Consider the following 12898-nt stretch of genomic DNA (forward strand, 5'->3'; position numbering starts at 1 on the left):
GCGCCTTTTTTGAATTTTACAGCGTAATGTAATAAATAAGCTGAACCCCCGCTAAGGCAAACACACCAGCCAGTACATCATCAACCATAATACCAAAACCACCATCAGTATTTCTATCTAGCCAACCAATCGGTCCAGGTTTCACAATGTCAAAAAATCGAAATAGCGCAAAACCGAGAATAACCCAAACCCAGCCTTGTGGGGCCGCAATCATAGTAATGCCATAACCAGCAATTTCATCCCAAACGATGGCGCCGTGATCGTGTACGCCCATCGCTTTACTGGCACTCGCACAAATATATACACCAATCACAGACGCCAGCGCAACAATGCCGATATATTGCCATAGACCCAACTCTAAGACGCTAGTCATTAGCAAATATAGCGGAATAGCAACAAGCGTACCCATTGTACCTGGCGCTTTAGGAAATAAACCACTACCAAAACCAACAGCAGCGAGATGCACTGGATTCGCGTAGTTTAATTTTTGTAATTCTGGCGATAAAAAATCTTTTTTCATTGGAAGTGATCCCATCCTTGCAAAACTAACGACGTTAATTGCTTGTCGTTAAAATAGTTAATTTGTTGTTCGGCTTGTTCAGTTTGTTCTGCACTGACTATCTCACCAATATGGGTATAAGGTAAATCATGCTCAGCCAGCACTTTTTCCAGTTGTACTTTATTTTCTGACGATACGGTAAATAGTAATTCATAATCATCACCACCAGCAAGTGCATATTGCGGCCATAACGTGTTACTTACATAAGTTTGCAATGCTGTTGATAAAGGTAACGCCATTAGCTCAACATTTGCCGACAGCGTCACACCACCACTGCGACTTGATGCGTTAAGTATATGCTGTAGATCTGACGCTAAGCCATCGGAGAGGTCAATACAACTGTTAGCAATACCAACCAAGGCTTGACCTGTTGTAACTCTTGCAGTCGGTCGTTGATGTCGAGCGATTAAAAAACCTTGCTCGGTATCCGTTAATAATGCTTCGTTGGTGTTATTCACAGTATTATTATCAAGCGCTTGATGATTCGCATCGATTAATAATTTTAAGCCAGCAGCGGCATCACCAATGGTACCACTGCAATAAATCAAATCCCCTGCTTTGGCACCGTGTCTTTGTAATGCTAGACCTTGCTCGACAAAGCCTTGCAAGGTTAGCGTCAATGTCATATCACCTTTAGTGGTATCACCACCGATAAGGCTGACACCATAACGGTGTAATTGCAGGTGTAAGCTATCACTGAATGCGCTTAACCAATCACTGTCATAACTTGGTAAAGTTAATGCTAATGATGCCCAAGCCGGTTGCCCACCCATTGCGGCAATATCACTGATATTCACGGCCACTAACTTATGGGCTATATCGGCAGGATCTGCATCGCTAAGAAAATGAATACCACTGACCATGGTATCAGTGGTTACCACGAGTTGCTTACCAGCAGGAACAGACAAAATGGCACAGTCATCACCGATTCCTGTTATGACATCGTCACGTGGAACTGATTTATTCGTAAAATATTGTCCAATTAAATCAAACTCGCCTGTCGCCATAGTACTGCGGTATCCATTATGATACCCAAGCTACTTGGGTATAGGGTGTAATTAATCTTGCTATTGTACTTTTAATTAAGGCCTAATTGTATTTTTAATTAATGTCTAGAGTGTGAATTTTAGGCATAAAAAAAGCCAGCAACCTGTGCTAGCTTTTTTGCATTGAAGAAAATAATTAAATTATTTTTTCAAACGTAATTGCAATTTACTTACAATTTTATCTAATACGCCGTTAACGAATTTATGGCTGTCTTCAGCGCCAAAATCTTTCGCTAGTTCGATAGATTCATTGATCACAACTTTATAAGGTACATCTTGACGCTTAGTAAGCTCAAATGTAGAAAGACGTAGAATTGCTTTCTCAACCAAGTCTAAGTCATCCAAAGGACGAGATAGGAATGGTGTCATTAACTCATCAAGTTCAGCAGAGTTTAAGCTTACACCTAATACAAGTTCACGGAAATAAACTGCATCTGTGTCGCTAAAATCTTGTTCTGTTACAAATTGGTGTTCAATATTTGCAACAGTTTCTTGTGTCATTTGCCATTGATAAATTGCTTGTGTGGCAAACTGACGTGCCTTACTACGTTCCGAAGGTTTCATTTTTTCTCCAATGATACATCTAATTGATGCAAAACATTCACCATTTCAAGTGCACTTAGAGCAGCCTCCGACCCTTTATTACCAGCCTTGGTACCAGCACGCTCAATTGCTTGCTCAATTGTGTCAGTAGTTAACACACCAAATGCAACAGGAACATCATAGTCCATTGCAACTTGAGCAAGACCTTTATTACATTCGCCAGCTACGAATTCAAAATGTGGTGTACCACCACGAATTACCGTACCTAAAGCAATAATTGCATCAAACTGTTTTGTTGCCGCTACACGCTTAGTGATAAGCGGTAATTCTACTGCACCAGGTACACGAACAACAGTGATATTGTCATCGCTAACTTGACCAAAACGTTTTAGTGAATCGATAGCACCTTCTAACAAACTTTCATTAATGAAACTGTTAAAACGAGAGATAACAATTGCAATTTTTGCTTCTGGAGCAGGAACATTCCCTTCGATAAATTTCATGTGTACAAATCCTATATCACGGCACGTAAATTTACGGCCAATTATTGACTATTGTGAATCGGCTGACGAAAGGGCTCGGATTGTACCAAGCTTTCGCCAGCAAGCAAACTTATTCTACGACTATCTCTAAAACTTATTTAGAGATATATTCGACAACTTCTAAACCAAAGCCAGATAATGAATGGTAACGTTTGTCTGAGCTTAATAGCTTCATCTTCGACACGCCCATATCAGCTAAAATTTGAGAACCGACACCAACGCGGCGTGAAGTGCCCTGCCATTTTGCTTTTGGCTGTGTTTCGCCTTTATCTTCTTTAGCAAACAGCTTCACTTTTTCAATGATATCGTTAGAGTTTTCTTCATTGCCTAAGATAACCATTACACCACCATCTCGACCGATACGCGCCATCGCATCACTCAATGACCATGAGATCTTACTTGCTCGGTCGGTATGCAAAATATCAGTCATGGTATTTTGTACATGCACGCGTACTAATGTTGGCTGCTCAGCAACAACATCACCTTTGCGTAACGCGTAGTGAACTTGATTATCAATGGTGTCACGGTAAGTGACTAAATCAAAATCACCGTATTCAGTTGGTAATTTACATTCAGCTACACGCTCAATAGTTGTTTCATTACTGTTACGGTATTCAATTAAATCAGCAACTGTGCCCAATTTAATGCCGTGTTTTTCAGCGAATATTTCCAAATCCGGACGACGAGCCATTTCACCGTCATCTTTTAATATTTCAACAATCACACCTGCAGGCTCACAACCCGCTAAACGTGCAAGATCACAACCCGCTTCTGTATGACCAGCACGTGTTAATACACCGCCGTCTTGTGCTGCAAGTGGAAAAATATGTCCCGGCATCACGATATCTGCAGGTTTTGCATCACCTGCAACGGCAGATAATATTGTCACTGCACGGTCTGTTGCAGAAATACCGGTTGTCACGCCCTCAGCCGCTTCAATCGAAACAGTGAAGTTAGTTGAGAATTGCGCCGTATTGTCTTGAACCATCAAAGGCAGTTGCAGTTTTTCTACACGTGCTTTGGTTAACGTTAGACAAATTAAACCACGACCGTATGTCGCCATAAAGTTAATCGCTTCTGGCGTTACTTTATCAGCCGCCATGATCAGATCACCTTCATTTTCGCGATCTTCATCATCCATCAAGATAACCATTTTACCTTGGCGGATGTCTTCAATAATATCTTCAATACGACTTAGTGCCATGCTCATAGCCCTTTTATAACAATTAAAAACTGATCGTGAATAGATGTTTTACTTTAAAAACCCATTACTCGCAAGAAAATCCATAGTGATACCTTGTTCAGGGCGGCTTGATTCAGCGGCTTTATCACCTAGCATAATCCGTTCTAAATAACGGGCAATCACATCTACTTCCAAGTTAACTTTACGACCGACTACATAACTTTCTATCGTTGTTTCTAATGCAGTATGCGGTACGATCGTCAATTTGAATTTAGCACCGTCAATTTCATTAATAGTTAAACTGATACCATCAATAGTAATTGAGCCTTTTTCCGCAATATAACGCGCTAATTCGTTCGGTGCTTGTAACCAATACTCAGTCGCACGACCAAGTTTACTGATCTTAACAATCTCGGCAACGCCATCCACATGTCCACTAACTAAGTGACCACCGAGACGCGTACTTAAGGTTAGCGCTTTTTCTAAGTTTACCTTATCACCAATACGGTAATGCGCAAATCCAGAGCGCTTAATCGTTTCTAATGACACGTCCGCGCGGTAACCATTGCCAAGTAATTCAACAACAGTAAGGCATACACCATTAGTCGCGATACTATCACCCAGTTTTACGTCACTTAAATCAAGATCACCACTATCAACAGTGATGCTCACATCAGCCCCTTTTGGGGTTAAACCAGTGAGCGTACCCACGGTTTCAATAATTCCTGTAAACATTAGTATTCCGGTTTTGCTGTAATTCGAAGATCGTCACCGACCTGCGTGATATCGGTAAAGCTAAATGTAGGCACTTGCGCCATTTCAGTTAGCTCGCTTAATACTGCGAGTCCTCTGGCACTATCACCCATGAGCTTAGGTGCCAAATAAATAATTATCTCATCTACCAGCTTATTTTCAAGTAATGCGCCAGCCAACGTCGCGCCAGCTTCCACCCACAGGTCATTAATATCCTGCTGGGCTAATACGGTCATTAACTGTTTTAGATCTATGTTATGGTGACGATCTTGCTCAATTTCAATTCGCGATACCGATTCATTCAATAATAACTGCTCGATAACAAGATTGTCAGTCGTTCCATTCGCTATATCTTTAACGCCATTAACTAATAGTATCTGACCAGCCAGTGAGAATAGCTTCAATTCACTATTCACTTTAGCAAGGTGTGTATCTAGTCGCCGATGATTATCCAGTACTACTCGTATTGGCTGACGTAACAGTGGTTCTAATGACTCATCGTAAGGCAAAGACTTGTCTACTTTAATTCGTGGATAGTCGGCTTGACTTGCACCTAATTCGCTATAACGCACATTAAGTGAAGCATCATCCATAATGACCGTACTGGCAGTCGATAAAATGGCACTGGCTTGAGCACGATATACTTGCACATCAGACCGTGCTGCTGGACCGGTGATCCATTTGCTCTCACCGTTTTTCAATGCTGTACGCCCGTCTAAGCTTGCCGCCATTTTTAAGCGTACAAACGGACGTTGTTCCTGCATCCGTAAAATAAAGCCAGGATTCAACGCATGCGCTTGCGTTGATAATAAACCGATACGCACTTTAATTCCCGCGGCGATTAGTATCGCAATGCCATTACCTGCCACTTTAGGGTTTGGATCAACCATGGCAATAACGACTTCATTTACGTTTGCATTAACTAAGGCTGCTGCGCAAGGGGGTGTACGGCCATAATGACTGCATGGCTCGAGAGTCACATAACAAGTGGCACCTTGAGCATTATCACCAGCGGCATTTAAAGCATGGACTTCAGCATGAGCCTCACCTGCACGTAAATGAAAACCTTCTCCGATGACTTTACCTGCTTTAACAAGCACACAGCCAACATTTGGGTTCGGCGCAGTAGTAAAACGGCCTTTTTGTGCAAGTGCGATCGCACGTTGCATATGAGAATAGTCAGTATCATTGAACTGACTAATTGAAATAATTTTTTCCAATAGCAGATCTAGCTCGGCACGTGATTTGTTTGGCATAATCAATGAGGACTCAGATAGCGGATTATTTGTCGAGTTTAGCGATTTCTTCATTAAACTCTTTTACATCTTCAAAAGAACGATAAACAGAAGCGAACCGTACATAAGCGACTTTATCGAGCTTTTTCAATACATCCATCACAAGTTCACCTAGAAAGCTTGATGTGATTTCACGCTCGCCAGTGGCTCTTAAGCTCGATTTTATTTGATTAATACCAAGTTCAATCTGCTCTGCGGCAACCGGACGTTTTTCTAACGCACGATAAATACCATTAACGAGTTTGTCTTCGTTAAAAGGTTCGCGTGTATCATCGGTTTTAATAATGCGCGGCATCACGAGTTCTGCAGTTTCAAAGGTAGTAAAACGTTCATGACATTTCGCGCACTCACGGCGGCGACGTACCTGATGGCCTTCAGCCACAAGACGAGAGTCGATAACTTTAGTTTCAGTCGCAGAACAAAATGGACAGAACATAAACAATCCTATTGAATAATATTATTCTGAGTCTATCGTTAAACAGCAGGCGGGTACAGAAAAGTGAAGATTATTTCGTGGAATTAATAAATAAGTTAACGCATTGCTGAATAATCAGTCGGTTTCTAACCTCGTTTTATAAGATAAAAAACCGACTGATATGTTGGAATAGTTTATTCTTCGCTACGGTTTACTTCATTAACAAACTGACTTGATGCCTCGATGCCTTGCCTATCAAGTTGATTCGTTCCAGCACCAGATAAGGGCAAGTGCGCGTTGTGATTATAGCTTAGTCGACTTAACATTAACGCTGAGTTAACCTGCTTTGCAGAAGGTTCTGTTACATCATTCGATTTATGATTACGGCTGCTAATCTCACTTTCTATCGCCTTAATTTGATCTGCGCTCTGCATTAATTCTTTATTTTTCTCTGCTGTAATACCCTGTGCCTTCGTACGAGTAATCGACTCAGACTTAACTAATTCTGCTGCTGGCGTAATATCAGAACCGAGTTTCGCCCGGAATAACTTTTTATTAATCTCAGCTAAGAATTGATTCTGAACTTGTTCAGGTGTGACCTGTAGCTTGTTATTACGACTTGATTCACTTTTACTCACGACGAACACAGGTTTCTCACTTGTCAGCGCTTTATCTTTACGATTTAATTTTTTGTTAATGCCCGCTAAAAATGTGTTATTCATTGTTGATTTTTTCTTGCGCTTAACCTTCACTATCGAACTAGATTCAACAACAGGAGTTAATACATCCACTTGCTCAACTAATGGCACATCAACAGTTACCATAGCTGAAGACACCATGGTAGCGTCAACTGGCTCTAAGATATATGTTGATGCAGGCATTAACTCGACAGGCTTAATCAAAGGTTTAGCATTAACAACGACTATAGGTGCAATGTTTGGAGAAACTTGAACTGCTTGCGGTGCATACTGACGTTTTAATTTATTCTGGATTTCAGCTAAGAATTTATTATGTTGTTGCTTTACGGCAACATTCTCAATAACGGTTGAACCTTTTGCCGTTGTGGATGCAAGCGGTGTCTGTGTAATAATCTGTATATCATCCGCTTTTGTCACTGCATTACCATAAGCGCGCTTATGGATCCCTGCCATGAAACTATTTCTAGGTAATTTTTTCTTCGGTTTTATATGATTTACTTCAATGATATTATTTGCCGCAACAAGGGCTTTCTCTTTTTCAAGTGCTGTTTGTTTTGCAATAACCAGTGCACGTTGCTGCGCCTGCTTACGTAAGAGTTGTTGTTCAATTAAAACCAACTGAGGATCACTACGCGTCAGTACTTTTTCAACTTGGCGTTCCACGTTCGCATGAGCAATAATATCATCAAGCCCATCCAATAAGTTACTATTTGGGGTTGCAGATAAATCGTTTACGATATCATTCATTACGACAGGCTTACGACTAGCACGACTCTGCGCCGCATTTTTTTCCACAATCTGACGTGGAAACTGACTATAATGCATTGCACCATCAGTATCGCGCCAGCTATATACTTTAGCAAAGGTAGAATAGCTCATTGAGCCGCATACTAACGCTAATATTAACCGCTTGTAATTACTTATTGAATTCAGCATCATCCTTTATACCTCACTCTATTTATCGCCAAACTTGAGAATTCTATCTCAATATTTATTTAGCTATTTATGTCATCCATCTATAACTACCTAACCGCAAACAGGATAAAATGTTAAAAACATGTTAACACCCACCAGTGTGATTTAAAACTCTCTCATTAAATTTAATCTCGTCGGCTTCACAACTAAGAAATTAAATATGCTAACTACAATTAAATATAAGTGTATTGAATATGCGGTTAGCGTCAGAGTAACGATTAGTTAGCTCTGCATTCTTACCATACTTACCACAATGTTCCTGCGCCATATCAACCACCTCTATCGTGTCAAATTGACCGAGTTGATATTCATAAGATGCACCGTTTTCAGTTTTAGTTAATACATCAACAGAACTACAACCAGTCACTACAACGGCAAATACTGTAATGCTTATTCCTTTACATATTTGCAGGAATATTTTATTTACAGCATTTTTTAATAAAAATTTATTCATCATATTTCCCATCCTTGGTCTATGAAACCGCATTAATCACTGTTCATGAAACTAACAGCTGATCATATGATCCTGATGTAATAATAAAGCATGGAAATAGCATGATTTGGAGTATGAGCAGGTATGAGATATGGTAAAGACATTAATTTTTAGGCACAAAAAAACCGTAAATGACAAACTTAAACTCTGATTAAAGTTAGTATCATTTACGGTCTACACATTTAATTACTTGTATACAGACTATTTATATACAGGGTATTCAGCACATAGCGCTTGTACGTTAGCACGTACTGTTGCAGCTACATCTTCATTACCGATGTTATCTAATACGTCACACATCCAACCAGCAAGTGCGCCAGCTTTATCTGCAGGGATACCACGGCGAGCCAGTGCAGGCGTACCGATACGTAGACCAGATGTAACAAATGGTGAACGTGGATCGTTTGGTACCGAGTTTTTGTTTACTGTGATATGTGCATTACCCAGTGCAGCATCTGCATCTTTACCTGAGTATTCTTTGCCAATCAGATCAACTAAAAATAGGTGATTTTCAGTACCGTTAGAAACGATCTTGAAACCACGTTCTTGTAATACTGCAACCATGCTTTTCGCACAATCAAGTACATTTTGTTGGTAAACTGCAAATTCTGGTTCCATCGCTTCTTTAAATGCAACCGCTTTAGCAGCGATAACGTGCATCAAAGGACCACCTTGACCACCAGGGAAAATAGCTGAGTTTAATTTTTTCTCAATCACTTCATCTGCTTGGGCAAGGATTAGGCCGCCACGTGGACCACCTAATGTTTTATGCGTCGTTGTTGTCACAACATGCGCATGTTTCATTGGGTTTGGATATAGACCAGCAGCAACTAAACCTGCAACGTGTGCCATATCAACGAATAAGAAAGCACCAACTTTATCAGCGATTTCACGGAATTTAGCCCAATCAACAACACCCGAGTATGCAGAAAAACCAGCAACAATCATTTTTGGCTGATGTTCAATTGCTAACGCTTCAACTTCAGCGTAATCTAGCTCACCCGTTTCAGGGTTAATACCATACTGAACTGAGTTGTAAATTTTACCCGAGAAGCTTACGCTTGCACCGTGTGTTAAGTGACCACCATGAGCAAGGCTCATGCCTAGTACAGTATCACCTGGTTTAACTAATGCCATATAAACTGCAGCATTTGCTTGTGAACCAGAGTGTGGTTGTACATTCGCGTAATCAGCACCAAACAATTGCTTAGCACGTTCAATTGCTAAAGACTCAGCAATATCAACATACTCACAACCGCCATAGTAGCGTTTGCCTGGGTAGCCTTCTGCATACTTATTTGTAAGCTGAGAGCCTTGAGCTTCCATTACGCGTGGGCTTGTATAGTTCTCTGAAGCAATAAGCTCGATATGATCTTCCTGACGAGTTACTTCCTGTGTCATTGCTGCCCATAATTCTGCATCATAGTCAGCTATATTCATATCACGTGTAAACATCCGTTTTCTCCTGATTGAGATAATACAAGTTGGTTTGTAAACTAAATTTCGGCCACATTGTAACGCGAGTAATACCAAGTTCCTACTAGAAAGACTTGAGAAAATTTCAATTTTGCGTGAAAAGACTGCATTTTAATTTAACTTTGATCAAAACTGACTCCTCGGTTAAATTTATTCGCTATAATACGGCACAATTACAGCACTAATTCCCATTTGGAGAACACAATGGATGAACTAACCCAATTATGCCAAACCCGTTCAGAGATCTACTGGTGGCTTTCAACCACACTTGCAACTGAATTATCTGATGAGCAACTCGGTCAATACCAGTCAGCTGAAATCCAAGGTTTCTTACAAGGCTTAGCTGCAACCCCCGCGTTAACGGTTTCTGTTGAAAAGCTAATCAGTTCATTAGCGGCAGCAAACCTACGTAAGGACGCACGTTTAGAGTTATGTGCAGACTATGCACAAGTATTTTTAGGTAACAGTAAATCATCTGCGCCCCCGTATGAGTCGGTGTTCACTAGTGAAGAAGGTCACTTGATGCAAGAAGCGTATCAAAAAATGATTACGCTACTCGATAAGCACAACATCAATATCAGTGATAAATACAGCGAGCCTGCCGATCACATTGCGATTCAGTTAGATTTCATGGGTAACTTGATCTTAAAAACTTTAGATTCGGAATCAGAAGCGCAGATCCGCGCGAACTTCGCAATGCAGTATGACTTCTTACAAACTCACTTACTTAACTGGTTAGGTGATTTTGAAATGAAGGTAAAAGACTGTGATAAATTTGGATTTTATGCGGCGGTAGTAGAATTGCTATTAGCATTCGCACAGCTAGATTCAGATTGGTTAGAAACTGAATTAGATTAATCCCTATTTAGATACAACAAAGGGCAGTAAACTGCCCTTTGTTTCATAACATTATAATGTCAAACTCACGTGTTATTTCAAGCCACTAATAAATGCTTGTAAATCATCGCCTACTTCAGGGTGACGTAAGCCATACTCAATGAATGCTTTCATATAACCTAATTTTGAACCACAATCATGTAATTTACCGCTAATGTGGAAAGCTTCAACCGTTTGTAATTTCATCAGGTCATCAATCGCATCCGTTAGCTGAATCTCATCACCTGCACCAGGCGCTGTGCGAGCAAGTAGATCCCAGATCGCAGCCGGTAATACATAACGTCCTGCAACAGCAAGGTTTGACGGCGCTTTATCTTGTGCTGGCTTTTCAATCACCGCGGTCATCTTAGTTGATTCACCCGCGCTAAGCTCAACACCACCACAATCAGCAACACCGTAACCAGACACTAAGCTCATTGGTACAGGTTCTACCATGATCTGACTAAAACCGGTTTCATTAAAGCGGCGCATCATACTAGCTAAGTTTTCAGTTTTTAAATCTGCACTGACTTCATCCATCAGAACGTCAGGTAATACTACCGCAAACGGTTCATCACCAATAATCGGTTTGGCGCACAATACTGCATGCCCTAACCCTTTCGCGACGCCTTGACGGATATGCATGATCGTTACACCTTTTGGTGCAATTGCTTGTACTTCTGCTAATAATTGACGTTTAACTCGGTGCTCTAACGTCGATTCTAATTCAAATGAAGTATCAAAATGGTTTTCGATGGCATTTTTAGAAGCGTGCGTAACCAGCACAATTTCGGTAATACCCGCAGCTGCGCATTCATTTACTATGTATTGAATAAGTGGTTTATCTGCTACTGGTAACATCTCTTTTGGGATCGCTTTGGTTGCAGGTAGCATGCGCGTACCTAAGCCTGCAACGGGAATGACCGCTTTCGTTATTTTGGTTTGCTTCAAAGTCTTATCCTTTTTGTACTTATATACAGTATTTTTTATATACGGTGTCGTTTACACGTTATAAAAGTCACGATACCAATCGACAAAGGCTTTCACGCCTTCTTGTACTTTTACTTTCGATGTGTAACCAGTAACTTCAAATAAATCCTGGGTATCGGCATACGTCGCGTAGACATCACCCGGCTGCATAGGCATAAAGTTTTTCTTGGCTTTAATACCTAAAGAGTCTTCTAACGCTTCAATATAATCCATTAGTTTAACCGGACTACCATGACCAATATTATACACTCGATAAGGCGCACTGCTGGTTGCGGGGCTACCTGTTTCAACTTTCCAGTTCGCATCCGGTGTTGGTATCACAGCTTGAATTTGTAATACTCCAGCAACGATATCATCAATGTAAGTAAAATCACGTAACATATCGCCATTGTTATACACATCAATAGTTTCGCCAGCAATAATTGCCTTGGTAAACTTGAATAACGCCATATCTGGGCGACCCCAAGGACCATACACAGTAAAGAAGCGTAAGCCAGTTGTCGGGACGCTATATAAATGTGAATAGGTATGTGCCATTAATTCATTCGATTTTTTTGATGCCGCGTAAAGTGAGATAGGATGGTCAACACTGTCACTGGTACTAAACGGGGTTTTGTTATTTAACCCATAAACCGAGCTTGATGATGCATAAACCAAATGCTTCACTTTATTATTACGGCAGCCTTCTAATACAGTTAAAAAACCGGTTAAATTGCTGTCGGCATACGCCATTGGATTATCAATGGAATAACGTACGCCGGCTTGGGCAGCAAGGTGGATCACGCGATCAAATTGATGTTCAGAAAATAACGCTGCGACACCGTCACGATCGGCAAGGCCCAACTCAATAAAAGTAAATGACTCCGATTTCTTCGTATTAGCTAACCGAGCAAACTTTAAATTCACATCGTAATAATCATTTAGATTATCAACACCTATAACCTGATGACCTTGTTGACATAATAGCTCTGCACAGCGAGAACCAATAAATCCAGCCGCGCCAGTAATTAAATATTTCATTTGTTTTTCATTTCCTGAATTCGGATAATAAGTG

At 40.7% G+C, this 12898-nt stretch carries 14 protein-coding genes; 1 reads left to right on the forward strand and 13 read right to left on the reverse strand.

All coding sequences use genetic code 11. The features are described 5' to 3' along the window. Nucleotides 1–16: 16 nt before the first annotated feature. The 11 genes from BT797_RS10310 to glyA all read right to left on the reverse strand — a co-directional run bounded on the left by BT797_RS10310 (nucleotide 17) and on the right by glyA (nucleotide 9957). The gene (locus BT797_RS10310) at nucleotides 17–520 is read right to left on the reverse strand and encodes a phosphatidylglycerophosphatase A family protein (RefSeq protein ID WP_045111723.1); all 504 of its coding nucleotides are present in this window, start codon (nucleotides 518–520) and stop codon (nucleotides 17–19) included. Then, entirely contained in the window at nucleotides 517–1566 is a 1050-nt protein-coding gene (thiL, locus tag BT797_RS10315) for a thiamine-phosphate kinase (protein WP_075471979.1), read from the reverse strand. The genes BT797_RS10310 and thiL overlap by 4 nt, the downstream gene beginning before the upstream one ends. A 180-nt stretch (nucleotides 1567–1746) precedes the next feature. Beyond that, on the reverse strand, nucleotides 1747–2169 hold the full coding sequence (gene nusB / locus BT797_RS10320) for a transcription antitermination factor NusB (RefSeq protein ID WP_045111725.1): 423 nt from the start codon (nucleotides 2167–2169) through the stop codon (nucleotides 1747–1749). Then, nucleotides 2166–2651 (reverse strand): 6,7-dimethyl-8-ribityllumazine synthase, encoded by a 486-nt coding sequence (gene ribH / locus BT797_RS10325; RefSeq protein ID WP_045111726.1) that lies wholly within the window; start codon nucleotides 2649–2651, stop codon nucleotides 2166–2168. Before ribH ends, nusB begins: the two co-directional genes overlap by 4 nt. A gap of 133 nt (nucleotides 2652–2784) precedes the next feature. Beyond that, nucleotides 2785–3894 carry a bifunctional 3,4-dihydroxy-2-butanone-4-phosphate synthase/GTP cyclohydrolase II gene (gene ribBA / locus BT797_RS10330; protein WP_075471980.1) on the reverse strand — a complete coding sequence of 370 codons (1110 nt, stop codon included), beginning with the start codon at nucleotides 3892–3894 and terminating at the stop codon, nucleotides 2785–2787. Between the two features lie 48 nt (nucleotides 3895–3942). Beyond that, nucleotides 3943–4608, reverse strand: a complete 666-nt coding sequence (locus tag BT797_RS10335; RefSeq protein WP_075471982.1) for a riboflavin synthase — start codon at nucleotides 4606–4608, stop codon at nucleotides 3943–3945. Further along, the gene (gene ribD / locus BT797_RS10340) at nucleotides 4608–5882 is read right to left on the reverse strand and encodes a bifunctional diaminohydroxyphosphoribosylaminopyrimidine deaminase/5-amino-6-(5-phosphoribosylamino)uracil reductase RibD (protein WP_075472013.1); all 1275 of its coding nucleotides are present in this window, start codon (nucleotides 5880–5882) and stop codon (nucleotides 4608–4610) included. Before ribD ends, BT797_RS10335 begins: the two co-directional genes overlap by 1 nt. Before the next feature lie 25 nt (nucleotides 5883–5907). Continuing rightward, entirely contained in the window at nucleotides 5908–6357 is a 450-nt protein-coding gene (gene nrdR, locus BT797_RS10345; protein WP_045111729.1) for a transcriptional regulator NrdR, read from the reverse strand. 173 nt (nucleotides 6358–6530) lie between these two features. Next, the gene (locus tag BT797_RS10350) at nucleotides 6531–7973 is read right to left on the reverse strand and encodes a DUF4124 domain-containing protein (RefSeq protein WP_075471984.1); all 1443 of its coding nucleotides are present in this window, start codon (nucleotides 7971–7973) and stop codon (nucleotides 6531–6533) included. A 199-nt stretch (nucleotides 7974–8172) separates the two neighbouring features. Continuing rightward, nucleotides 8173–8466 (reverse strand): hypothetical protein, encoded by a 294-nt coding sequence (locus BT797_RS10355; protein ID WP_244534167.1) that lies wholly within the window; start codon nucleotides 8464–8466, stop codon nucleotides 8173–8175. A 237-nt stretch (nucleotides 8467–8703) separates the two neighbouring features. Next, a complete protein-coding gene (gene glyA, locus BT797_RS10360) occupies nucleotides 8704–9957 on the reverse strand; it encodes a serine hydroxymethyltransferase (RefSeq protein WP_075471986.1) in 1254 nt (417 codons plus the stop codon). A gap of 225 nt (nucleotides 9958–10182) precedes the next feature. On the opposite strand from glyA, the gene torD reads away from it, so the two are divergent. Continuing rightward, complete coding sequence (gene torD / locus BT797_RS10365; RefSeq protein WP_045111732.1) at nucleotides 10183–10836, forward strand: molecular chaperone TorD; 654 nt, start codon at nucleotides 10183–10185, stop codon at nucleotides 10834–10836. A gap of 72 nt (nucleotides 10837–10908) precedes the next feature. Here the strand turns inward: torD and galU are convergent, their stop codons facing one another. Then, the gene (gene galU / locus BT797_RS10370) at nucleotides 10909–11805 is read right to left on the reverse strand and encodes a UTP--glucose-1-phosphate uridylyltransferase GalU (RefSeq protein WP_075471988.1); all 897 of its coding nucleotides are present in this window, start codon (nucleotides 11803–11805) and stop codon (nucleotides 10909–10911) included. A 51-nt stretch (nucleotides 11806–11856) separates the two neighbouring features. Next, nucleotides 11857–12864 (reverse strand): NAD-dependent epimerase, encoded by a 1008-nt coding sequence (locus tag BT797_RS10375; RefSeq protein WP_075471990.1) that lies wholly within the window; start codon nucleotides 12862–12864, stop codon nucleotides 11857–11859. Nucleotides 12865–12898 lie beyond the last annotated feature (34 nt).

Origin of the sequence: Moritella viscosa (assembly GCF_900120065.1) — a bacterium.
Classification (GTDB): domain Bacteria; phylum Pseudomonadota; class Gammaproteobacteria; order Enterobacterales; family Moritellaceae; genus Moritella; species Moritella viscosa.

What these genes read in the sequence shown, in the direction of transcription:
- ribBA (WP_075471980.1), bottom strand. Translation starts at nt 3,894, where the DNA reads ATGGCACTAAGTCGTATTGAAGATATTATTGAAGACATCCGCCAAGGT.
- BT797_RS10375 (WP_075471990.1), bottom strand. Translation starts at nt 12,864, where the DNA reads ATGAAATATTTAATTACTGGCGCGGCTGGATTTATTGGTTCTCGCTGT.
- ribD (WP_075472013.1), bottom strand. Translation starts at nt 5,882, where the DNA reads ATGCCAAACAAATCACGTGCCGAGCTAGATCTGCTATTGGAAAAAATT.
- BT797_RS10335 (WP_075471982.1), bottom strand. Translation starts at nt 4,608, where the DNA reads ATGTTTACAGGAATTATTGAAACCGTGGGTACGCTCACTGGTTTAACC.
- nrdR (WP_045111729.1), bottom strand. Translation starts at nt 6,357, where the DNA reads ATGTTCTGTCCATTTTGTTCTGCGACTGAAACTAAAGTTATCGACTCT.
- torD (WP_045111732.1), top strand. Translation starts at nt 10,183, where the DNA reads ATGGATGAACTAACCCAATTATGCCAAACCCGTTCAGAGATCTACTGG.
- BT797_RS10355 (WP_244534167.1), bottom strand. Translation starts at nt 8,466, where the DNA reads ATGATGAATAAATTTTTATTAAAAAATGCTGTAAATAAAATATTCCTG.
- glyA (WP_075471986.1), bottom strand. Translation starts at nt 9,957, where the DNA reads ATGTTTACACGTGATATGAATATAGCTGACTATGATGCAGAATTATGG.
- thiL (WP_075471979.1), bottom strand. Translation starts at nt 1,566, where the DNA reads ATGGCGACAGGCGAGTTTGATTTAATTGGACAATATTTTACGAATAAA.
- nusB (WP_045111725.1), bottom strand. Translation starts at nt 2,169, where the DNA reads ATGAAACCTTCGGAACGTAGTAAGGCACGTCAGTTTGCCACACAAGCA.
- BT797_RS10350 (WP_075471984.1), bottom strand. Translation starts at nt 7,973, where the DNA reads ATGATGCTGAATTCAATAAGTAATTACAAGCGGTTAATATTAGCGTTA.
- BT797_RS10310 (WP_045111723.1), bottom strand. Translation starts at nt 520, where the DNA reads ATGAAAAAAGATTTTTTATCGCCAGAATTACAAAAATTAAACTACGCG.
- ribH (WP_045111726.1), bottom strand. Translation starts at nt 2,651, where the DNA reads ATGAAATTTATCGAAGGGAATGTTCCTGCTCCAGAAGCAAAAATTGCA.